Raw genomic sequence first — 21,230 nt, forward strand, 5'->3', positions numbered from 1 at the left:
CGTCACCCTTGTGGTGCCGCGTCCACATTCGAGCTCGGCCCTTCGCTCAGGGTCTCGGACGGGTCGGCGGTGGGCGTGGGCGGATCGGAGGGGGGATCGGTCTCGGGGGAGCGGTCGGCGTTCCAGGCCAGCGAGCAACTGGCGGCGCCGCCGTTCGAGGTGAACGAGACGCGGCCGCGGCCGCCGGCGCTCGGGTCCACGACGGTCACCCAGATCGACACCGAGCCGCCCGCCTTGACCGAACCGCTGGCGGGGAAGACGTCGAGGCCCTGTGACGCGGTCGCCACCCAGGAGACCGCGGCGTTGCGGGCGCGCAGCCCGATCTTGGCGGCGCCCGCGATCGAAGCGGGACACGTCGTGCCGAGCCGGGCGACCGGCGCGGGCCTGCGGCGGCTCACCGTGGGCGCGGCCGGCCCGCCGCTGGGCCGCCGGGCGGGCCGCCGGACCGTCGGCGTGGCGGACGGGGACGTCTCCGGCGCGTCGGCGCCGGGCGTGGGCTCGGGCGTCACGTCCTCCTCCGGCGCCGGCGTGAGCTCGGCGGAGGGGGAGACGGCAGGCGTGGGCGTCCGGGTGAGCGCGGTCGGCGCGGCGTCGCCGCCGTTCAGCACGACCACCGCCCCCGTGGCGGCCAGCACGCACGCCCCGGCCAGCACCACCGGCCCGAGACGGCGCGGACGGCGGCGGCGCGAGCGCCGTTCGGCGGCCACCGGGAAGCCGGTCCGGTCGAAGTTGTCGCCGCGGTCGGTGATCAGCGTCCTGGTCTGGTCGCGCCCGGGGTCGACGCAGGTGTCCACCACCCGGTGGCGCAGCGAGAGCGGCGGGAACTCGACCGGCACCAGGTCGAGCAGGCGCGAGGCCGACACCTGGCGGTGCTTGCCCTCGGTGCACACCTCGCACCCGGCGATGTGCCCCGACAGCCGCCGCCGCAGCAACGGCGTGAGCGGCCCCTCCCAGGAGTCCACCATCGCCGACAGGTCCGGGCAGTGCGCCCGGCCCGTCTTCGCCAGGACGACCGCCGCGGCCGCGTTCTCCAGCTGGTCGCGGGCCCGGCCCAGCCGGGTGGCGGCCTGGCGGGAGGTCAGCCCCAGCACCGAGGCGACCTCGACCGGCGTCAGCCCGTGCCGCAGCGACAGCAGGACGATCTCGCGCTCGTTCCCGCTCAGCTCGCCCAGCGTCTCGCGGACCAGCCCGGCCAGCTCGGAGTCGGGCTCCCCAGGCGCCTGCGGCAGGCCCCCGGCGGGCGTGCCGCGATGCGCCATCCTGGCCCGGACCTGGAACCTGGTCAGCGCGTACACCCAGGCGCGCAGGCGGCCGGCCTCCTTCAGCCGGTCCACGCAGCCCTGCGCGGTCACCAGGGCGTCGTGCACGGCGTCGCCGGCCGAGTCCCGGTCGCCGATCAGCGTGAGGGCGTAGTCGTAGAGCCGTTCGCCGTAGGAGTCGTACAGGGCGGCGGGGGCGTCGGTGTCGGCCCGCCGCAGAGCGGCGACCAGTTCCTGATCGTCGGCGCGGCCGACCGTCGGCCATCCAGGCACGGATTCCCCTCCCCGCGGGTGGAACGGGCGCTCAGGCCCCCACGCGGGAGAGGACGCCGCCTCGATCGGCCAGGTTGACCGGCGCGGCCGCGGTCATGCCGAACCGGCATGAGCTGGTGATCCGTGTGACAGGAGTGGCTCAGCCGTCGCAGTCGGGGGCGCAGAGGCGGCGTTCCATGCCCTGGAGGAAGAAGTCGCGGACCTGGAGCACGTCCTTGGCGATGTAGGCCTCGCCGCCGGTCGTCCTGGCCAGCGCGTCCATCTGCTTGCGGCCCGCCTCGGCCTCCGGCCCGAAGGCGATGAGCAGGATGCTGATCGGCCGCTTCGGGTTGTAGGTCTTCTTGAGGTACTGCAGGATCTGGGCGTTCGAGACGCCGCCGTCGGGGTCGTCGTTGCCCGCGCCGTCCGTCAGGATCAGCAGCGTGTTGATCTTGTCTTCCTGGTACGTCTTCGTCAGCTCGGCGTAGGCGGCCTTGACGGTGTCGTTCAGGCCGGTGTCGCCGGTGGCCTTGGCCTGGATCTGCCCGAACTGCCGGACCAATGCCTGCTTGCGCAGCACGCCGTTGGTGGACTCGGCGAGCGGGCCGACGGAGACGAGTTCCTGCCAGTCCTTGCCCTGTCCGTCCATGTGGGTGGAGAACGTCCACAGGCCCAGCTCGGAGTCGGCCGGGAACAGCCCCAGGCCCTCCATGGCGATCTTGTTGATGGCCTGCATGCGGGTCATGTTCGTGCCGGGGACGGGCAGCGCCATCGTGCCGGAGACGTCGAGCAGGGTGAGCAGCCGGGTGCCGAGGTTCAGCCGCGACCAGGTCTGCACCATCGAGGCCACGCTCTTGGCGTCGGGTCTGGGCAGCGCCTCCGGCTTGTCGGGGACGAACCCCTTCTCCTTCGTCAGCGCCTCGCCCGCCTTGCCGTCGGGGCTGCGGAAGCCGGCGTCGCGCAGGATCTTCTTGGCCGCGTCCGTGCCGAGGTCCTGCCTGAAGTCCGCGGCCGCCTTCTGGGTCGCCGGGTCCTTGGTGACGATCGTGATCGGGTAGTCGAGGCTGAGCGTGCCCTCCTTGGGATAGAGGGCGACCACCGGAGCCTCGGGCTTCTTGGCGTTGTGGGCGTAGACGGCCTGCTCGGAGGCGACGCCGACCGGCACCTTGCTGCCCGACTTCACCGTCAGGCTGGCCAGCAGCGCCGCCGGGTCGGAGGCGAGCTGGCCGGAGATCTCCTTCAGCGCGCCGACCAGCGCCTTGTTCTGCCCGGCCTCCTTGGCGGAGGTGGCGGCGGCCAGCAGCGCGGCCAGCCCGGCGGAGTTCTTCTGCGGGTCGAGCGCCAGCACCCGGACCTTGCGGCCGGGACCGTCAGGGTTGGCCACGTTGGCCGCCGCGATCATGCCCGCCCAGCTCGGCGTGAGACTGGCGGACAGCTTCGCCGCGGCGGACTTGGCCGCCGCCAGCACGACGGGCGACACGGCGATCGAGCCGGCCGGCTGCGGCAGCGCCGAGCCCGCGGGGGAGTTGCGGAGGTTGCCCACCAGCAGGCTGGAGTCGGCCACCCACACGTCCGCGGCGGACTTGCCGGCGGCCAGCCCGTTCGCGGTCTTGGCCGCCGCCTCCCTGGTCACGGTGACCTCGACGCACTTGCTGTCGATCGAGTGCAGGGCCTTGGTGTAGTTGGCGGCGATCTTGTTGAGCGCGGGGTGGATGTCGGGGGTGGCCACGACGCGCAGCGGCAGCTTGCCGGCCGAGCAGTCGTGCTCCCGATTGAAGATCACGAACGCCGCGACACCGAGGAGCACGGCCAGCGCGACGGCCCCGGCCAGCGGTACGAGCACCCTGCCACGCCCGCTGACCGACCGCCTGCGGGAGGGTGGTTCCTGGGCTCGGTAGCCGCCGTCGAGCTCGTCTGTCCGGTGTCGCCCCACGATGTCCTCTTAGGTGTGTTGAGACCTTCCGGAGACCCTAGCGGGAGTTGCTCCGCAATACTCCGGGAACACTACTCGGTGGGCTCTGTGTGGCAAAACCGCTCTTTTGGTGCGCCTATTACGGAGAGTGGCGGTCAATGGCAGCAGGCGTGACCGCGCCAGGCGCGCGCTCCCTCACGCACCGCGACCGCCGCGAGGGCCACCGCCATGGCCGGATCCACCCACCACCAGCCCAGCGTGTTCAGCCACAGACCGGCCAGCACGCCGGCCGCCATGGCGGCGCAGATCAGGTTCTGGGTGCCCTCGCCGGACGTCGCCGCCGACGCCAGCCGCGCCCCCAGCCGCCGCTTGACCAGCCCCAGCGCGGGCATGCTGACCAGGCTGACCGTCGTGACCACGATGCCGAGCACGGTCGGCACGGCCCGGTGGCCGGCGTCGAGGTCGTGCGCGACGTGCCCGACCAGGTAGGGCGCGAGCAGCCAGAAGCTCACCGCCACCGCGCGCCTGGCGGTGGTCTCGGCGTGCGGCGAGAGCGTGCGGGCGCCGGTGAAGCGCCACACCACGATCAGGCTCGCCCCGGCCTCGGCGAAGGCCGACAGCCCCCACCCGATCAGCGCGACGGAATGCGCCGACAACCCGGCGGCCAGGCCCAGCGTGCTCTCCACGGCCAGCCAGGCGAGCGTGGCCACCGACAGCGCACGCGCGGCGCGGGCGGCCCGCAGCCAGTCGGCCGTCGCGGCCGGATGCTCATGAATCCGCTGGTCAGACACCATGAACCCCCGAACTCCCGGCTGTCCGGCCGGCGACAGCGTTACGTAACGTACCCATGACCCATGGTGACCTTAAGCCCTGTGCGGCAAAGGATGTTCAAGATTCACCGGATAATGGCGGTGATCGTCCGGGGGAGGGATCGTGCCGTTCACGCCCAGTCACATCGCCGCCGTGCTGCCGCTCGTGGCGTCCGGCCGGGCGCGGCGGTTCGCCGATCCGTGGGCGCTCGCGCTCGGGGCGATGGTCCCCGATCTGCCGATCTTCCTGCCGTTCCTGCCGGTCTACGGCGACTGGCACTCCTGGCAGGGCGTGCTCACCCTCGACCTGGCCGCGGTGCTGCTGCTCCTGCCGCTGTTCCACCTCGTGCTGCGCGATCCGCTGATCTCGCTGCTGCCGCCGTCCCTGGCCGGCCCGGCCGCGGCGCTCCTGCGGCCGGGCCGGCTCAGGATCCTGCCGGTGGTGGCCGGCGGCGTGATCGGCTCGGCCACCCATCTGTTCTGGGACTCCTTCACCCACTCCTACGCCTCCGCCCGCTGGGGCGCCTGGCCGGACACCCCCGTCTTCGGCACGACCAGGCTCTTCAGCGTGCTGCAGTACACCTCGTCGGCCGTCGGGCTGGCCGTGGTGGTGTGGTGGGCCTGGCGCGCGTTGTCCCGCGCCGAGGCGGCCGGCGTGCCGGGCCGCCTGCGGCTCGCGCCCGCCGTGCGGTGGGCGGTGCTGGCCGCCTGCGCGCTCGGCACGGTCGCCGGCGCCCTGCTGTGGCCGCTGGTGGACGAGCCCAACCCCGCGTTCGGCTTCCGGAGCGTGCTCACCAAGACGGGCGCGGGCACCGTGGTCGGGCTGTCGGCCGTCCTGGCCTGCTATGCGGTCGTCTGGCAGGTCAGGCGGCGCATGGCAGTATCGGAAGGTGCCTGACTACGTGTTCGACGCCGACGACCCCCGAATCGCCGACTACACCCGGCTGCGGGACGTCGAGCTGCGCAAGAGCCTGGAGGCGGAGCGCGGCCTGTTCCTCGCCGAGGGGGAGAAGGTGATCAGGCGGGCCATCGCCGCCGGCTACCCCATCCGCTCGGTCCTGACCACCCGGCGCTGGTACGAGTCGCTGTCCGACGTCATCGGCGACGCCACCGTCTACGAGGTGAGCGACGAGCTGATGACCGGCATCGCGGGCTTCCAGATCCACCGCGGCGCGCTGGCCTCCATGCGACGCCTGCCGCTGCCCACGGCCGAGAACCTGATCAAGGGCGGCGCCCGCCGGCTGCTGGTCCTGGAGGACCTGGTCGACCACTCCAACGTCGGCGCGATCTTCCGCTGCGCCGCCGCGCTCGGCGTGGACGGCGTCCTGCTCTCGCCGCGCTGCGCCGACCCGCTCTACCGCCGGGCGGTGAAGGTCTCCATGGGCGCGGTCTTCTCGATCCCGTACGCGCGGCTCGACGACTGGTACACCGGCCTCGGCGAGCTGCGGGCGGCCGGGTTCCAGACCCTGGCGCTGACCCCCGACCAGAGCGCGGTCCCCCTCGACCGGGTGCCGATGGGCGAACGCGTGGCGCTGCTGCTCGGCTCCGAGGGCGACGGCCTGTCCTCCCACTGGCTGCACGAGGCCGACCACGCGGTGTGCATCCCCATGAGCCCGGCCGCGATGGACGCGGGCGTCGACTCGCTCAACGTGGTGGCCGCGGCGGCGATCGCCTGCCACGGCCTGATGCGCTCCACCGCGCACTGACGTCCGAGGGCGCGAATGGGTCTGGTGGCGCTTCGACCAGGCGGGTAACCCTGTAATCATGCAGACCTTGTTCGAGCACGCCGGCGGCGAAGAGGGCTTACGCCGCTTCATCGAGATCTTCTACCGCAGCCTGCTGGCCGACCCGCTGCTCCAGCCGCTCTTCGGCGAGGGCAAGGCGAGCCACGTGGACAACCTGACCGCCTTCACCGTCGAGACGTTCGGCGGCCCCGACACGTTCTCGGCGGAGATGGGCGGCTTCCCGCTGCTCATCGAGGCGCACCGCGGGCTGGGCATCGAGGAGGCCCAGCGGCGGCGGTTCGTCGAGCTGTACATGGAGGCCGCCGACGCGGCGGGGCTGCCCGGCGACGAGCCGTTCCGGGCCTCGCTCCGCTCGCACGTGGAGTTCGGCACGCAGGTGGCGCTGCAGAACTCCCACGCCGAGACCGACGACCAGCTCCACCCGCTGCGCGAGGTGCCGCGCTGGGACTGGGAGCGGCCGCCGGAGTAGCCGGTCAGGGGAGGTCGGTGTCTTCGGTGAGCCAGTCGGGGTAGGCGTCGACGTCGTGCAGCACCGGCTGGGTCTCCACGGGGCCGGCGCCGCCGTTCGCGCTGATGTGCGCCGCCAGCGCGGCGGCCTGTTCGCGCGGTGTGATGAGGGTGAGCTGCCAGGAGACCCCGGCCTGCGCGGCCGGGACTTCCGCGATGTCGATCGAGGTGGCCAGCCCCGCGAGCAGGATCGTGTGCGCGAGCGCGGCGGCCTGCTCATGGCCTTCGATCGTCGTGCGGACTTCGATGAATTCCGCCATGATCTTCCTTATTGCGGAGGGGTACATTCGCCACCCTATCTGCGTGAATCGACCGCGGGGTGGGCTTCCGGCGGCCGAAATCCGCCGGGGTGGCGGCGGTTGCGACGAGCCGGTACCCGAGATCGGCGGCCTCAATCGCGACAGGATGCGGCAAGATGTGATGCGCCGATCACCGAGAGCGACCGACGGAGGTCCCGTGAAGCCGACCTGGATCATCGCGGCCGCGGTCGCGGCCACCCCGCCCGCGTTCACGACTCCGCCCGCGTTCACGACCCCGCCCGCGTTCACGACCCCGCCCGCGTTCACGACCCCGCACGTTCCCCGCGCGGGAGCGGTCGTGCGCCCGGCGGCGACCGCGCAGCCGCGGGCCGCCTCCGCCGACCGCAGCGCCCTGACCTGCGCCGTCAGCTCCCCGGCCGGCCGGCCGCTGACCTTCAGCCCGCGCATCGGCCTCACCGCGAGGCCGGTGTCGGCCCGCGGGAACCTCCAGCTCACCGGCTGCCTGTCGGGCGACGGGTCGGCCCCCTACCTGCGCTCGGGCTGGGTCGCCCTGAAGAGCGTCGGCCGGGCCTCGTGCGCGAGCGCCCGGCAGGTCCACGGCACCGCCCGCATCACCTGGTTCGGCCTCGACGGGCGGCCGGTCGGCACCTCGGAGGTGCGGACGCGGGCCGACCGGCTGGCCACCCAGAGCCCGGCCGACAGCTTCCTGACCGGCACGGTCGTGTCGGGGCCGCTGGACCGCGAGCGCGTCCACGGCACGATCACGCCCGCCATGGGCCTGCTGGCCTGCGCGACCGGCGGCCTGGGCACGCTGTCCGCGGCCGGCCGCCTCACCTTCGGCTGACCGCCCCGATCTCCGGCCGCCTCACCTTCGGCTGGTCTCCCGCAGGTCTCGGTCTTCGGGGTCAGCCGCCGGCGATCTGCTCGCCCGCGAAGTCCAGCAGCTGCTCGGCGGTGCTGAAGCGGCGCTCGTCCCCGTCGTGCAGCAGGACGCCGAACACGCGCCGGCCGCCGCGGTCGCCCGCGAACAGCAGGCAGTACTGCGCCGCGTTCGTGTACCCGGTCTTCACGCCCACGACGTCCGCGGAACGGCCGAGCAGCTTGTTGGAGTTGCGCCAGGTGTGCGCCCCGTGCAGGGCCGACTTGGCGACCTTGTACACCTTGCTGCCCACCACCGTGCGGAAGACCGGGTCGGCCATCGCCCGCTGTGCCAGCTTGACCTGGTCCACGGCGGTCGAGTAGCCGCCGTTGCCCGGCGTGGGCAGTCCGTCGGGGTTGGTGTAGCGGGTGTCGCCGAGGCCGAGCGAGCGCGCGGCCCGGTTCATCTTGGCCACGAACGCGGTCTTGCCCGGCCCGTACTCCCTGGCCAGGGCGTTGGCCGCGTCGGCGCCCGAGGGGAGCATGAGGCCGTACAGCAGGTCCCTGGCCGTGAGGCGCTCGCCCTTCCGCAGGCCGGCCGTGGTCGCGCCGTTGCTGGTCGCGTGCTTCGTGTCCGCGGCGGTGACGGTGATCGGCTCGTTCAGGCGTCCCTCGCGCAGGACGACGTAGGCCGTCATCACCTTGACCAGGCTGGCGACCGGCACCCGCCGGGTCTCCCGCTTCGCGAAGTGGATCGTTCCGTCCGAGTCCACTACATATGCCGCCCCCGCTTTCACGGTCGGGGCGTCGGCGGCTCGTGCGGCGGACGCCGGGTAAGAGATCCCCACAACCAACGCGAGTACGGCAGAGCCGATGAAACCCCCAATACGCATGCCAGACATGTTCGCAGGAGATCAAGGGTTGGTTTGCGAAACTCGGCCGTAAGTGGCCCTCAGTTGGGGGTAAATGCTTGATAGATCCGACATCTGCGGGGAGACGAGGCCGTGGCAGGCAGATTCATCATCAGTCAGGACGAGCGGGGCACCTTCCGTTTCGCGCTCGTCGCGAACAACGGGCAGACGCTGGCCGTGGGCGAGGGCTATCCGAGCAAGGCCGCCTGCGTCAACGGCATCGAGACCGTGCGCAGGAACGCCCCCGACGCCGCCATCGACGACCAGGCCCCGCCCACCGTCTAGGACGAGGCCAGGGCCTTGCGCCGACGGCGCACGAAGAACCAGGCCACGCCGGCCGCGACCACGAGCAGCAGGACCAGCGCGCTGACGGGCGAGCGGGCGGCCAGTTGCAGCCAGCCCCACACCAGCGCCGTGAGCCCGAACCACCAGATCGGCGCCCAGGTCAGGCAGCCGAGCGCGCTCGCCACCACGTACCAGGGATAGGACACCCGCAGCGCGCCCGCCACCCACGGCAGCGTGTGCCGCAGCATGGGCACCCAGAAGCAGCCGTAGACGGCCAGCGCGCCCCACTTCTCGACGACGCCCTCGATCCGCGCGATGCGCTCGCGGCCGAGCCGCACGCCGACCTTGGACTCGTAGAGCTTCTCGCCGAGCTTGCGGCCGACCCAGTAGTAGACCTGGAACGCGCCGAACAGCGCGAGGATGAGAACGGCCCCCACCAGCCAGTACGGCAGCCCGAACCAGAACGGCCGGGCGGGATCGGGGAGGGCGGCAGCCGCATGCCACATCAGCCCGCTCACCCCCACTCCAACGCCTTAGGTCAGCCTTACCTTAGTCAAGGAAGAGACGTTCCGCCACATCAGCTTGCAAGGCCAGGTCACCGGCTGCAAGTAGCCGACAACCACCCCTCAACCATCCCGCCCTATATCTGAACTGAGCAAAAGGGGTGTTGATCATGTCGTCGAGAAGTGCGGTGGTCCTGGCCGGCGGTACCGCCAACGCGGTCAAGCTCTTCGTGGCCGCGCTCGCCTTCACCAGCGCCTACGTCGGCTTCTCCGCCTACAGCAGCGCCGGGTCGGCCGCCGAGCCGGTGCGGACCGTCACCCTCTCGGCCCGCGAGCTGCCCATCACCGCCCCGGCCCGGCAGAACGTCCCCGCGCGGGCGGGCGAGATCGCCCTCAGCGCCCTGACCGACGACGCCCCCGGCTGCGGCAGGTCGTTCCTGGCCCGCGGCCTGCTGGTCAACCCGCGGCCCGGCACGACCGTCCTGTACCGCTGGCGGTTGTCGCGCTGGAGCCCGGCGACCGGGACGTGGCGCACCTACCTGGCGGACCACTCCGGGTTCGCCGGCGGCAGCCGGAACGTGGAGTGGCGGCCGCAGATCTCCGGCAACGCCGGCTGGTACCGGGTCGAGCTGATCGCCCGGCCCGGCGGGACCGTCACGAGCGAGCGTTTCCAGGTGAGCTGCTGACCGAGCGGCGCGCCGCCTCCACCCAGCGCGGCACGCCCACCCGCTGGGCCACCTCGAGAGCCTTCTCGTAGTGCTCGCGCGCCGCGTCGGGCTGGCCCAGCCGGATGGCCAGGTCGCCCAGGGTCAGCGCCACCGGCCACAACGCCACGACGCCCGTGCCCGCGCCGGCCACCCGGTCGGCGAACGGCTTGAGCTTGTCATAGCAGTCGACCATGCGCTCGCGGTCGTCGAGCAGCATGCCCGCCAGGGCCCGCCAGGTCATCACCAGCTCGTAGAGGAAGTCGGGCCGGACGGGCGGGCGGGTGGCGGCCACGGCCCTGGCGTCGTTGAGGTGCCCGGCCGAGGCCAGGGCGAGGGCGTAGGCGTCGAGCGTCCACTTGGCGCCGCGCTGGTGGGCCGGCGCCAGCAGCTCGACGGTCTCGGCCGCCCGGCCGTCGACCAGGTGCAGGCAGAACGCGGTGATCAGCGGGAGGTCCTGGCGGCCTTCGAGCATGCCGGCCCGCGCGGTCATCCTGGCGGCCTCGCGGTAGGTGCGCTCGGCGCCCGCGTAGTCGCCGGCGATCATCATGCGCTGACCGGCGTACCAGACGACGACGGCCGCGGGGGCGGACAGGTCGTACTGCTTGGCCAGGCGGTCGGCGGCGGCGGCGTGCTCGTCGGCGACGGCGAACTCGCCCCTGGCCGCCGCGCACTCCAGCAGCACCAGGTGGGCCAGGGCCTGCGTGGCCATCTGGCCCGAGCGCTGGGCGACCTCCAGCAGCTCCCTGCCGATGCCCTCGCGGGTGTCGACGGCCGGGATGTCGTAGGACTGGCGCAGCCGGCCGCTCAGCGCCGCCGCGATCAGCGTCGGGTCGCCGCTCTGCCTGGCCAGCTCCAGCGCCTCCAGCGACGCCTGCCGCCCGCGCTCGGGCGCGGAGGAGCCCTCCAGCTCCAGCGCCAGCGTGGTGAGCAGGCTCGCCCGCAGGCGCTGCTCGCCCGCCGGCAGCTCCATGAGCGCCTTCTCGGTGACGTCGACGATCTCCCACGCGGTACGGGTGAAGTCGCGGGCCATGCCCTTGTGCGGCACCGCCAGCGACGCGGCCACCTTGGCGGTGATCTCCAGATCGCCCAGCGGCAGCGCGGCGTCCATGGCCTGGCGGCGCAGCAGCCTGGCGGCCGTCATGTCGCCGCACAACGCCAGCGCCTTGATCTGCCGCAGCATCAGCCGCAGCCGCTCCTTGGCGCGCTCCGGCTCGGACTCGCGGCCCTTGCCGTCCTGGCGCGGACCGCCGCGGTCGAAGGCCGCGATGGCCTGCTCCCACAGGGTGGCCGCCTCGCGGTGGGCGAAGCGCCGCTCGGCCTGCTCGGCCGCCAGGCCCGCGTAGTGGACGGCCTTCTCGGCCGCGTCGGCCAGGAAGTAGTGGTGGGCCAGCGCCGCCACGTCGGAGGACGTGCGCTGCTCGATCACCGCGGCGACCGCGGCGTGCAGGCGGGTGCGGCGCAGGCGGGAGGCGTCGGAGTAGATCGTGTCGCGCACCAGGTCGTGGTCGAAGCGCAGCAGCCCAGGCCCCGGCTCGGTCACCAGCCCGGCCAGCAGCGCGGCCTCGACCGCCTCGATCACCGCGTCTTCGTCGCCGGCGACCGTGACCAGCACGTCGAGGTCGACGTCGCGGCCGATCACCGCGGCCTGGAGCAGGATCTGCTGGGCGCCCGCGGGCAGCCGCGAGATGCGCCGCCGCAGCACGTCGCGCACGCCCGAGGGCACCCGCGAGAGCACCTGCGTGGCGCTGGCCCGGTCGGCCGCGCCCTCGGCGTCGAGCAGCCGGACGGTCTCGCGCACGAAGAACGGGTTGCCGCCGGTGCGCTCGACGATGGACTCGACCGCGTCCTCGTCGATCTCGCGGACGCAGGTGGCCTTGACCAGCTCGGCCACGGCCTTGGGGTCGAGGCCCGACAGGCCCACGCGCAGCGGCTCAAGCCGGGCCAGGGCGGCCAGCACGTCGGACTGGCGGTCGTCGAGCTCGCTCTCCCGGCACGTCACGACCAGCAGCACGCGGCTGGTGGCCAGCAGGCTGGGCAGCGCGCGCAGCAGGGCCAGCGTCTGGTCGTCGGCCCAGTGGAGGTCCTCCAGGGTGAGCAGCACCGGCGCCCGGCGGGCCACGCCGGCGAGGTAGCCGCCGACCGCGCGGTGCAGGCGGAAGCCGCCCGAGACCTCGTCCTCGTCGGGGTCGGGGGCGGTGTCGTCGAGCAGCGGGGCCAGGAGCTGGGCGTATTCGCCGGCGCCGGTGGCGCCGATCAGCGAGCGCAGGATCTCCACCCAGGCCCAGCCCGGCGGGGTCGCGCTGGAGTCGGGGCAGGCGCCGGAGGCGGTGATCCAGCCGTCGGCGCCGAGCCTGCCGTCGAGCTGGCGCAGCAGCGTGGTCTTGCCCGCGCCCGCGACGCCGGTCACGATCGCGACCTGGAAGCGGCCGGTGCGCGAGGCGGCCGTGGTCAGCCTGGCCAGCTCGGCGTCGCGGCCGACGAACGGCTCGGGCTCCAGCGGCGGCGGCTCGACGTGCGCGGCGGCCGGCCGGGGCGGCCAGGTGTCGGTGACCGGGGCGGGCCTGGCGGGACGCGGCGGCGCGGCCAGCTCCAGCTCGGGGGCCTGGGCCAGGATGTCGGACTCCAGCTTGCGCAGCGCGGGCCCGGGGTCGATGCCCAGCTCGTCGGCCAGCATGTTCCTGGCCCTGCGCAGCGCGGCCAGCGCGTCGCCCTGCCTGCCGCAGCGGTAGAGGCCCAGCGCCAGCAGCCGCCAGCCCTCCTCGCGCAGCGGGTGCTCGGTGGTCAGCGCCTCCAGGTCGGGGACGGTCTCGGCGTGCAGGGCCAGCCGCAGGCCGGTGTCGGCGTGCCGCTCGCGGGCCACCAGGCGCAGCTCGGCCAGCCGGTTGACCTCGGCCTCCGCCCAGGGCTGGTCGGCGAAGTCGGAGTAGGGGGTGCCGCGCCACAGCCCGAGCGCCTTCTCCAGGCGGCCGCGGGCGGACTGCGGGTCGCCCTCTTCGAGGTGCTCGCCCGCCGCCCTGACCAGCTGCTCGAAGCGCAGCGCGTCGACCTGCTCGGCGGCCACGCGCAGCGCGTAGCCGGAGGCGACGGTCACCAGCAGGCGGTTGGGGCCGCCGCGCGGCCGGCCCGGTTCGAGCACCCTGCGCAGGCGGGAGATGTAGACCTGCAGGCCCGACTGGGCGCCCTTGGCGGCGTCGTCGTCCCACAGGTCGTAAAGAAGCGTGTCAACCGGCACGACCTGACCTCTGGCCACGAGAAGTCGGGCGAGGACGGCCCGCTGCCGCAACCCGCCGAGGTCGAGTTCGTCGTCGTGTTCGTACGCCTCGACTGGCCCCAGAACCCGGAACGCCACCATGTCAGCCGCCACGCTATGCGGGCTTCCGAAGGGCGCACAAGGTCTTTGATGGCTTTGGGATTGTCACTGCGGGGCCTTCGAGATCGCGGACGGGGGTTCCGCGGCGGCGTTCCGGCCGTTGCGCCTGCGCAGGAGCGCCCACGCGCCGAGCGCGAGACCGCCGAACGGGATCTCGATAGTGTAAGTCCAGAAGCCGAAAAGTAGTGCTGTCGCGACGGCCGGAGTGCCGGGCACGCCGAACGTGATCAGCATCGCGGCGACCCCGCTCTCCATGATCCCGGCCCCGCTGGGCGTGATGACGGCGCTGGTGAGCACGCGGGACAGCGCGAAGACCGCGATCGACTGGGCCAGGCCCGGCCAGGCGCCGGTGGCCGTCATGCAGGCCGCCATGATCGCCCACTGGAAGCCCAGGAAGAACACCATGCCGAGCGACAGGCCGAGCGCGCGCGTGCGGACGACCTCCGTGGTGTCGGCGCGCAGCCGGTGGAAGGCCTCGGAGGCGTGCACCTTCAGGCGCAGCAGCCGGGTGAGCCCGTCGAGCGCCCGGCCGAGCGCGGCGGCGGCCCGGTCCCAGTAGAGGGCGACCGCCACGACCAGGCACAGCGCCAGGATGGAGATCGCGCCCGTCCAGCCAGCCCGGACGAACGCCGGGTCGAGCACCTCGCCCGCCATGAGCAGCGCGATGATGCCCACGGCCGGCAGGATGAACCTGAACAACGTGTTCCAGATGCCGCTGACCAGCGTCATCACCACGATGGGCCGGTTGGCGAAGCCCCAGCCCCTGGTCATGGCGAACGACAGCGCCACCCCGACCGCGCCGCCGAACGGCAGCAGGTTGCTGACCGCGCTGCCCGCCGCGTTGAGCGCCAGGCCCTGGAGGTTGTTCAGCCCCGGCAGCGAGTTGGTCAGCACGAACGTGTACGCCAGCAGGCTCAGCAGCCACAGGGCCGTCATCAGGGCGATCTGGCCGAAGCTGAGCGCCCCGAAGACCGCGCCGATCTCGCGCCAGGAGACCGGCTTGCCGGTGAGCGCGTGCACGATCTGCGGCAGGTAGACCACGAGCAGCACGGCCAGCCCGAGCGACAGGACGGACAGGGTGATCTGGAGCGGCTTGTTCTTCATCGCCCACCAGTCTGACGGGTCGCCGGAGCCGGCACGTCACCCTCAGGTGCTACTTCGGCCATGGGTCGAAAGGGTGAGTGAGACGAGTGCCGGGCGGCAGGTCGCGGCGTACGAACCACTCGGTGCCGAAGACCAGACGGTAGAGCGGGCCGGGGACCTTCAGCATGACGGCGAGGGTGCGGTCGCTGTCGCCGCCGCTGGCCTGGGACGCGTGCGCGGCCATCGAGGCGCGCTTCTGCCGGGCGTAGCGGCGGACGTTGACCCGGTGGGTGATCGTGTCGCTCGCCGAGTACGCGCTCTCGAACGTGCGCACGTCGAACTCCGGCGGGAACTTGTAGACCCGGCCCGCCATGCGCAGCAGCCGCACCAGCGGGTCGCGGTTGACCGTCGCCTCCAGGACGATCGGCGTGCCGGCGATCTGCGCCGCCCGCTTGCCCACCCGGTGGACCTGCACGTGGTCGGGGTGCCCGTAGCCGCCGGCCGGGTCGTAGATCGACAGCAGCTCGGCCTTCTCCTCCTCCAGGATCGCCGCGAGGGCCCTGGCCGCCGCCTCGGTGTCGGCGTCGATGAAGGCGTTGTCGGGCCGCTCCTCGGCGACGCCGCCCTTGGGGCTCAGCCCGGAGTCGCCGTAGCCCAGGCACTCGACGCGGGCGCAGCCGAGCAGCGCGGCCGACTCGTAGAGCTCCTTGAGCCTGGTCTCGCGCAGTTCCTCGCCGGGGCCGATCTCGGCCAGGCCGCGCTCGCCCGCGGTGGCGACCACGAGCACCACGCGGTGGCCCTCGGCCGCGAGCATCGCCATGGTGCCCGCCGTGAGCAGGGCCTCGTCGTCGGGATGGGCGTGGAAGAAGACCGCGGTACGTGGAGGCACACGCCCAGATTAGTCTGGGAGGGGTGCGGATCTTTCACGTGAGTGACTGTTACCTGCCGAGACTCGGGGGGATCGAGGTCCAGGTGGCCGACCTGGTGCGGGCGCAGCGCGAGGCCGGGCACGACGTGGTCGTGGCCACGGCGACCAGGGGCGAGGCGCTGCCGGGCGTGCGCAGGGTCGTCGCCAGGATGCCGTTCGACCTGCCGGTCCATCCGTTCGGAGTGGGGCATCTCACTCGGGGCATCTCCGTCGTCCGGCCCGACGTGGTGCACGTGCACACCGGCGCGGTCTCGCCGTTCGCCTGGATGGGGGTGCGGGCGGCGCGGCGGGCGGGGGTGCCGTGCGTGGTCACCGTGCACAGCATGTGGGACCCGGTCACGCGGGCGCTCTACCGGCTGCTGCGGCTGGCGTTCGGCTGGCAGCGGTGGGGGCTGGTGGCCACCACGGTGAGCACCGCGGCGGCGGCGCCGATCAGGGCGGTGGCCGGGCCCGGCGTGCCGGTGCGGGTGGTCTCCAACGGCCTCGACCTGTCGGGCTGGGCGCCCGCCCCCGGCGTGCCAGCCGAGCGGGCGGAGGTGCACGTGGTGGGCGTCGGCCGGCTGGCGCCGCGCAAGCAGCCCGTACGGCTGCTCAGGCTGCTGCGGTCCGCGCGGGCGCGGGTGCCCGCCGCGATCCCGATGCGCGCCACGATCGTCGGCGACGGCCCCGCGCGCGCCCGCATGGAACGTTTCCTGGCCGAGCACGGCATGACCGGCTGGGTGTCGCTGCCCGGCCGCTACTCGCGGGAGCAGATCGCCAAGCTGCTGGAGTCGGCCGACGTCTTCGTGGCCCCGGCGCCCAGGGAGTCGTTCGGCATCGCGGCGCTGGAGGCGCGGGCGGCCGGCGTGCCGGTGGTGGCCAGGGCCCAGAGCGGCGTCGCCGACTTCGTCAAGGACGGCACCGAGGGGCTGCTCGGCCGCACCCTGGACGACCTGGCAGGGGCGGTGGCCCGGCTGTGCTCCGACGCGGGGCTGCGCCGGGAGATCGCCGCCCACAACCGCTCGACGCCGCCCGTCGCGGGCTCGTGGGCCGGGGTGCTGGAGGGGTTCGACCGGGCCTACGAGCAGGCGATCGCGCGTTAGGCCAGCCCGCCCCTGCGCAGCGTGTACTCCGGCGCGGCGAAGTCGCCGCCCTGCGGGGTGTCGTCGGTGAAGAAGGCGGCCGGCGTGCCGGTCACGCGGGCGGCGTACGACTCGGCGTCGTCCTCGGGCTCGTAGCCGAGCTCGGGGGAGAGCAGCCAGAAGCGGCGGGTGTTGGCCGAGACGGCGTAGGCGGCCAGGAAGCGCAGGCCGGGCGTGGTGACGGCGGCGTGCACGAACCCGGCGCAGTCGCGCGGGCTCAGCCAGGTCGCCAGGTGGCGGACGTCCTGCGGCTCGGGCTCCAGGCTGCCGATGCGCAGGCAGACCACTTCGAGGCCGAACTTGTCGGCGTACAGGCGGCCGAGTGCCTCGACGGCGGCCTTGCTGACGCCGTACAGGCCGTCGGGGCGCGGCGGCAGGTCGGGGGAGATCGTGGCGGTGGCCGGGTACATGCCGGTCAGGCGGTTGCTGCCGGCCAGCACCACGCGCGGCACGCCGGCCAGCCGGGCCGCCTCCAGCACGCGGTGGGTGGTCAGCACGTTGCCGTCGAGCAGGTCGGGCAGGGGCGCCTCGTCCGGCACCCCGGCCAGGTGCACGATCGCGTCGGCGCCCTTGACCAGCGCCACGGTCTCGGCCAGGTCCGACAGGTCGGTGCGGACGGCCTCCTCACCCGGCCCGGCCTCCATGGGCACCCGGTCGGCCAGGACGAGCCTGGTGGCGGACCGGCGGAGCCGCTCGCGTACGGCACCGCCCACCATGCCGGCAGCGCCGGTGAGCACGATCATCTCCATGCCGACATTGTGCGGCATCGGGCCGATGCGGTCAGTTCCGCCGGAGCACGACGTACCCGTCGCGTTCGAACACCTTCGTGTAGCCCTCGGTCTGGAGCTGCTCGACCCGGTTGCGCTGGTCGTCGGCGGAGCCGAAGGGGAACTCCCAGCGGGCGGTGTCGGCCACGATCCACGGCGCGCCGCGCGGGGCCGCGCTCCACAGCAGGACGGTGGTGCGCGAGGACAGCGCCGGGCCCACGGAGTTGACCGCCTCGACCGTCACCCCCGACGGCACCCTGCTCACCGCCTCGGCCGCGGCGGCGGCCTTGTCCTCCTTGTAGAAGGCGGGATGGTAGAGCTGGTCGAGCGCGAACCTGGGCACCAGGGTGACGGCGACGGCGCAGGCCGCGGCCGCCCAGGCCAGCTTGAGCCCCTGCCGGTCGGCGCGGCCCGTCCAGCGCAGCAGCCTCGCCAGGCCGTCCACGCCGGCGCAGAACAGGATCATCACGGTGAACGCGCTGTACTGGAAGTCGGCCTGCCACCACTGGGGACGGTCGGACAGCAGGCGTTCGAGCACGTGCGGCAGCGCCGCCAGCGACAGCGGCGACAGCAGGCACAGCAGCAACGTCGGCCAGGCCAGCAGGAACAGGGTGTCGACCTTGGCCTCGTCGCTGAAGGGCAGCAGCAGGGCGGCGAGCGGGTCGCGCAGCATCGCCAGCAGCGCGGCGGGCGCGTCGGGGCCGAGGTGGCCGTAGGCCCAGAAGTCTTTGCTGTCGCCGCCGAAGGAGGTGATCAGCAGGCCCCGGACGAGCACGACGGCCCCCGCGCCGACCAGCGCGCACACGACGCCGCGCAGGCGGTCGCCGACGACGAACAGGTACAGCCCCGCCCCGATCACCAGCAGCCCCATGTCCTCCTTGACGAGCAGGAGCCCGAGCATCGCCAGGAACGCCGGCAGCACGCGTCCGGCGTGGTAGCGCTCGATCATGATCGCGGTGAGCAGCGGGACGAACATCACCTCGTGCGCGTCGAAGGCGACGGCCTGGGCGATCGGCCACGACAGCGCGTACGCCACGGCGACCAGATAGGCCGGCCCGACGCCCAGCACCCGGCGGGTGAACAGCCACAGGAACGGGATCGCCCCCGCGAACAGCAGCGCCTGGGCCACGATGAGCGTCTCGGGCCCGTCGTGCAGCCAGTAGAAGGGCGCGAGCAGCGCGTAGATCGGGGAGAAGTGGTCGGCGAGCTGGAGGTAGTCCGTGCCGCGCTCGTGGAAGACGCCGAGCACCGGCACGTACGGCGGCCGGAGGCGGGCGTAGTTGCGCACCGCCTGGTCCACGATCACCAGGTCGAACGTGGTCGCCCGGAAGGTGGCCAGCTTGACCAGCCCGAGAACGGCGTACGCCACCGCGGCGAGCAGCGCGACGGCGCCGACCCGCACGCGGTGGCGGAAGAGCACTCTGGCGGGGAGTGCGGTGCCTGCCGGAGTCCGTGCGATCACCGTTTCGTCGGTCACGGCAGCAAGCGTAAGGGGATCATCCGGTCCTGTCCGTACCCCGTTCCGACGGACCGGACGAGGCGGTCACCGCGCCGGCCTGCCCCCCGCAGGCGGTGCGGCGACCGCGGACCGGTCAGGAGCAGGCGGCGGTGATCTTCGAGGTGAAGCCGCTCATCTTGCCGCTGAACTCGGTCGTCTTGCTGATGTCACCGCTCTGCAGGCTCTCGAAGCCGGCGGCGAAGTCGTTCAGGGCGGCCGCGACGTCGCCGTCGTACTTGCCGGCGAGCTCCTTGGTCTTGGCGGCGGCGGCCTTGGAGGCGTCGCCGATGGCCGAGGCGTCCGTGGCGTTCTTCGTGATGGCGCCGCTCCACTCGGTGGTGATCTTCGAGAGCTCGTTGACGGCGGTGTTGCAGTCAACGGCCTGGCCGACACCGCACGCGGTGGACAGAGCGGCAAGGGAGATCGTCGCGACTGCGAGGGCGAGTCGGCGAGGGGGAGTCATTTTTGGTGCCCTTCGTTGGTTTTCCGTACGAGGAGGACATTAGCGATCTCTGGTTGATCTCCGCTTGCACGCCGCTAACATTCCGGCCGTCAGGTGGGCGTAAAGCCGTGCGACAGCACGTGAAGGTTCGGCGCCTGCCTCTTGACAGCCTGTGAGGGCCGCCGGACGATGTCGCATATAGAGCAACTCGGTGCGTAATACGCAACAAGGGGTGTCGGTTGACCACCACGTCGAGCTTGATCTCCACGCTTCCCGGCCGCTCGTACACCGACCCCGACCTGTTCGCCGCGGAACAGGCCAAGATCTTCGAGGCCATGTGGTTCTGCGCCGTGCGCGCCGGCGACCTGCCGAAACCGGGGGCGTTCCGGACCGTCCAGGTGGGCACGGAGAGCGTGCTCGTGGTCCGCGGGCGCGACGGGCTGCTGCGCGCCTTCCTCAACGTCTGCCGCCACCGCGGCGCGCGGCTGTGCGTGGAGGAGCGGGGCGAGGTCAGACGGACGATCAGGTGCGCCTACCACGCCTGGTCCTACGACCTGGACGGCAGGCTGGCCGCCGCCCCCAACCTGGCGAAGATGCCCGACATCGACCGCGTCGAGTACGGCCTGGTCCCGGTGAGCCTGCGCGAATGGCTCGGGTACGCCTGGGTCTGCCTGGCCGACGAGCCGCCGTCCTTCGAGGACACCGTGACCTACGCGGCCACCGAACGCCTGGGCGACCCGGCCGCCATCGAGAACTACCACGTCGACCGGCTGGCCCTGGGCCGCCGGGTGGTCTACGACGTCAAGGCCAACTGGAAGCTGGTCGTCGAGAACTTCATGGAGTGCTACCACTGCGCCACGATCCACCCCGAGCTGGTGGCCGTGCTGCCCGAGTTCGCCGGCGGGTACGCCGCCCAGTACTACGTGGGCCACGGCGCCGAGTTCGCCGAGCGCGTCCAGGGCTTCACCGTGGACGGCGGCGCGGGCTTCGGCCGGCTCCCCGACGTGGCCCCGGAGCAGGACCGCCGCTACTACGCGATCACCGTCAAGCCGCAGGTGTTCGTCAACCTGGTGCCCGACCACGTGATCCTGCACCGGATGTTCCCCATGGCCGCCGACCGCACGGTCGTCGAGTGCGACTGGCTCTACCACCCCGACGTGGTGGCCTCGGGGGCCGACCTGACGCCGTCGGTCGAGCTGTTCCACCGGGTCAACGAGCAGGACTTCGACGCCTGCGAGCGGACCCAGCTCGGCATGGGGTCACGCGCCTACCGGGCGGGCGGCGTGCTGGTGCCGAGCGAGCACCACATCTCGGCCTTCCATCAGTGGGTGAACCAGCGTTTGCGCGGATAGCGCACCCGCAGGCCGCCGTAGTTGGCCCGCCCGCCGACCACCAGGTAGAGGGCGCCGGGCCGCTGCCTGCCCGGCACGTCGCCGACGGCGATCTGACCCCAGTCGGTCCGGAAGGCGTCCACGTTCACCACGGCGCCCTCGGGCACGGTGATCCTGGCGGAGCCGTACGTGAGGTCGAGTTCGAGGTCGACGACGGGGTGCGGGATGACGGCCTGGGACAGGTCGAGGTCGACGCCGCCGTACTGGGAGGAGATCCGCAGCCGCCGCGGGACGGCCCAGTCACCCGACCGGCGCACGTGCCCGCTCTTGGACTCCAGCTCGACCACGTCGTCGGCCGGGGGCGCCGGGGCGGGCAGATCGGTGATCAGGCCGAGCAGGTCGCCGTAGGTCCTGGCGGCGAGCGCCAGCCCGAGCCGGTCCTCCAGCTCGGGACGCGTCAGGCGGCCCTCGACGAAGGCGTGCCGGAGCTGCTCCGCCGTGCGCTCCCGGTCCTCGTCGGAGACCCGCATGTGCATTTCCGACATGTCCCGAGCATAGGTTCGCGGCGGTCAGAACGGGAGGCGTCGCCCCGAAGGGGTTCGCAGATCGAGGTGGGAGTACCGGCGCCCCCGCAGGGGCCTGCGCACGAGCTGAAGTCGCTTCACGCCCCGTAAATACCCAT

General features: G+C 72.9%; 21 protein-coding genes. 8 read left to right on the forward strand and 13 right to left on the reverse strand.

What is annotated here, in order from left to right; translation table 11 throughout:
• Positions 1-2: 2 nt before the first annotated feature.
• From ACFYYW_RS36270 to ACFYYW_RS36280, 3 genes are all read right to left on the reverse strand, one after another.
• Positions 3-1,532, reverse strand: coding sequence for a sigma factor-like helix-turn-helix DNA-binding protein (locus ACFYYW_RS36270; RefSeq protein ID WP_387655760.1), 1,530 nt, complete (start codon positions 1,530-1,532; stop codon positions 3-5).
• Positions 1,533-1,671: 139 nt separating this feature from the next.
• The gene (locus ACFYYW_RS36275; RefSeq protein ID WP_387655762.1) at positions 1,672-3,444 is read right to left on the reverse strand and encodes a substrate-binding domain-containing protein; all 1,773 of its coding nucleotides are present in this window, start codon (positions 3,442-3,444) and stop codon (positions 1,672-1,674) included.
• 134 nt (positions 3,445-3,578) lie between these two features.
• Positions 3,579-4,217 carry a hypothetical protein gene (locus tag ACFYYW_RS36280; RefSeq protein ID WP_352327056.1) on the reverse strand — a complete coding sequence of 213 codons (639 nt, stop codon included), beginning with the start codon at positions 4,215-4,217 and terminating at the stop codon, positions 3,579-3,581.
• A 139-nt stretch (positions 4,218-4,356) separates the two neighbouring features.
• On the opposite strand from ACFYYW_RS36280, the gene ACFYYW_RS36285 reads away from it, so the two are divergent.
• Genes ACFYYW_RS36285 through ACFYYW_RS36295 form a run of 3 tightly spaced genes read left to right on the forward strand, consistent with a single transcriptional unit; the run spans position 4,357 to position 6,446 of the window.
• A complete protein-coding gene (locus ACFYYW_RS36285) occupies positions 4,357-5,130 on the forward strand; it encodes a DUF4184 family protein (protein WP_364412399.1) in 774 nt (257 codons plus the stop codon).
• Positions 5,123-5,938 carry a TrmH family RNA methyltransferase gene (locus ACFYYW_RS36290; RefSeq protein ID WP_387655765.1) on the forward strand — a complete coding sequence of 272 codons (816 nt, stop codon included), beginning with the start codon at positions 5,123-5,125 and terminating at the stop codon, positions 5,936-5,938. The genes ACFYYW_RS36285 and ACFYYW_RS36290 overlap by 8 nt, the downstream gene beginning before the upstream one ends.
• A 58-nt stretch (positions 5,939-5,996) precedes the next feature.
• Entirely contained in the window at positions 5,997-6,446 is a 450-nt protein-coding gene (locus ACFYYW_RS36295; protein ID WP_352327053.1) for a group II truncated hemoglobin, read from the forward strand.
• 4 nt (positions 6,447-6,450) lie between these two features.
• Here the strand turns inward: ACFYYW_RS36295 and ACFYYW_RS36300 are convergent, their stop codons facing one another.
• Entirely contained in the window at positions 6,451-6,744 is a 294-nt protein-coding gene (locus ACFYYW_RS36300) for a hypothetical protein (RefSeq protein ID WP_352327052.1), read from the reverse strand.
• A gap of 196 nt (positions 6,745-6,940) precedes the next feature.
• Here ACFYYW_RS36300 and ACFYYW_RS36305 point away from each other — a divergent pair, with 196 nt between their 5' ends.
• Positions 6,941-7,588 (forward strand): hypothetical protein, encoded by a 648-nt coding sequence (locus ACFYYW_RS36305; RefSeq protein ID WP_387655769.1) that lies wholly within the window; start codon positions 6,941-6,943, stop codon positions 7,586-7,588.
• 61 nt (positions 7,589-7,649) lie between these two features.
• Here ACFYYW_RS36305 and ACFYYW_RS36310 read toward each other — a convergent pair whose 3' ends face one another.
• Positions 7,650-8,504 (reverse strand): D-alanyl-D-alanine carboxypeptidase family protein, encoded by an 855-nt coding sequence (locus ACFYYW_RS36310; RefSeq protein WP_387655772.1) that lies wholly within the window; start codon positions 8,502-8,504, stop codon positions 7,650-7,652.
• Positions 8,505-8,606: 102 nt separating this feature from the next.
• On the opposite strand from ACFYYW_RS36310, the gene ACFYYW_RS36315 reads away from it, so the two are divergent.
• On the forward strand, positions 8,607-8,798 hold the full coding sequence (locus ACFYYW_RS36315) for a DUF1508 domain-containing protein (RefSeq protein ID WP_352327049.1): 192 nt from the start codon (positions 8,607-8,609) through the stop codon (positions 8,796-8,798).
• Here ACFYYW_RS36315 and ACFYYW_RS36320 read toward each other — a convergent pair.
• Positions 8,795-9,316, reverse strand: coding sequence for a DedA family protein (locus tag ACFYYW_RS36320; protein WP_387655775.1), 522 nt, complete (start codon positions 9,314-9,316; stop codon positions 8,795-8,797). The genes ACFYYW_RS36315 and ACFYYW_RS36320 overlap by 4 nt on opposite strands.
• A 155-nt stretch (positions 9,317-9,471) precedes the next feature.
• On the opposite strand from ACFYYW_RS36320, the gene ACFYYW_RS36325 reads away from it, so the two are divergent.
• Positions 9,472-9,987: a hypothetical protein gene (locus tag ACFYYW_RS36325; RefSeq protein WP_387655778.1), complete on the forward strand. Its 516-nt coding sequence runs from the start codon at positions 9,472-9,474 to the stop codon at positions 9,985-9,987.
• Here the strand turns inward: ACFYYW_RS36325 and ACFYYW_RS36330 are convergent.
• The 3 genes from ACFYYW_RS36330 to ACFYYW_RS36340 all read right to left on the reverse strand — a co-directional run bounded on the left by ACFYYW_RS36330 (position 9,956) and on the right by ACFYYW_RS36340 (position 15,350).
• The gene (locus tag ACFYYW_RS36330; protein WP_387655781.1) at positions 9,956-13,360 is read right to left on the reverse strand and encodes a BTAD domain-containing putative transcriptional regulator; all 3,405 of its coding nucleotides are present in this window, start codon (positions 13,358-13,360) and stop codon (positions 9,956-9,958) included. The genes ACFYYW_RS36325 and ACFYYW_RS36330 overlap by 32 nt on opposite strands.
• Positions 13,361-13,423: 63 nt before the next feature.
• Positions 13,424-14,482 (reverse strand): YbhN family protein, encoded by a 1,059-nt coding sequence (locus tag ACFYYW_RS36335; RefSeq protein WP_387655784.1) that lies wholly within the window; start codon positions 14,480-14,482, stop codon positions 13,424-13,426.
• Positions 14,483-14,531: 49 nt separating this feature from the next.
• Complete coding sequence (locus ACFYYW_RS36340; protein WP_352327044.1) at positions 14,532-15,350, reverse strand: PIG-L family deacetylase; 819 nt, start codon at positions 15,348-15,350, stop codon at positions 14,532-14,534.
• 38 nt (positions 15,351-15,388) lie between these two features.
• Here ACFYYW_RS36340 and ACFYYW_RS36345 point away from each other — a divergent pair, with 38 nt between their 5' ends.
• Positions 15,389-16,471, forward strand: coding sequence for a glycosyltransferase (locus tag ACFYYW_RS36345; RefSeq protein ID WP_387655787.1), 1,083 nt, complete (start codon positions 15,389-15,391; stop codon positions 16,469-16,471).
• Here the strand turns inward: ACFYYW_RS36345 and ACFYYW_RS36350 are convergent.
• The 3 genes from ACFYYW_RS36350 to ACFYYW_RS36360 all read right to left on the reverse strand — a co-directional run bounded on the left by ACFYYW_RS36350 (position 16,468) and on the right by ACFYYW_RS36360 (position 19,238).
• A complete protein-coding gene (locus tag ACFYYW_RS36350; protein WP_352327042.1) occupies positions 16,468-17,259 on the reverse strand; it encodes an NAD(P)-dependent oxidoreductase in 792 nt (263 codons plus the stop codon). The genes ACFYYW_RS36345 and ACFYYW_RS36350 overlap by 4 nt on opposite strands.
• 31 nt (positions 17,260-17,290) lie before the next feature.
• Entirely contained in the window at positions 17,291-18,754 is a 1,464-nt protein-coding gene (locus ACFYYW_RS36355; RefSeq protein WP_387655791.1) for a DUF2079 domain-containing protein, read from the reverse strand.
• A gap of 115 nt (positions 18,755-18,869) precedes the next feature.
• A complete protein-coding gene (locus tag ACFYYW_RS36360) occupies positions 18,870-19,238 on the reverse strand; it encodes a hypothetical protein (RefSeq protein ID WP_387655794.1) in 369 nt (122 codons plus the stop codon).
• A 218-nt stretch (positions 19,239-19,456) separates the two neighbouring features.
• On the opposite strand from ACFYYW_RS36360, the gene ACFYYW_RS36365 reads away from it, so the two are divergent.
• Positions 19,457-20,569, forward strand: a complete 1,113-nt coding sequence (locus tag ACFYYW_RS36365) for an SRPBCC family protein (protein WP_387655797.1) — start codon at positions 19,457-19,459, stop codon at positions 20,567-20,569.
• On the opposite strand, the gene ACFYYW_RS36370 is transcribed toward ACFYYW_RS36365, so the two are convergent.
• Positions 20,539-21,093 (reverse strand): DUF1707 domain-containing protein, encoded by a 555-nt coding sequence (locus ACFYYW_RS36370; protein ID WP_364391683.1) that lies wholly within the window; start codon positions 21,091-21,093, stop codon positions 20,539-20,541. The genes ACFYYW_RS36365 and ACFYYW_RS36370 overlap by 31 nt on opposite strands.
• Positions 21,094-21,230 lie beyond the last annotated feature (137 nt).

The sequence above is a fragment of the Nonomuraea sp. NPDC001831 genome (assembly GCF_042892035.1).
GTDB lineage: Bacteria > Actinomycetota > Actinomycetes > Streptosporangiales > Streptosporangiaceae > Nonomuraea.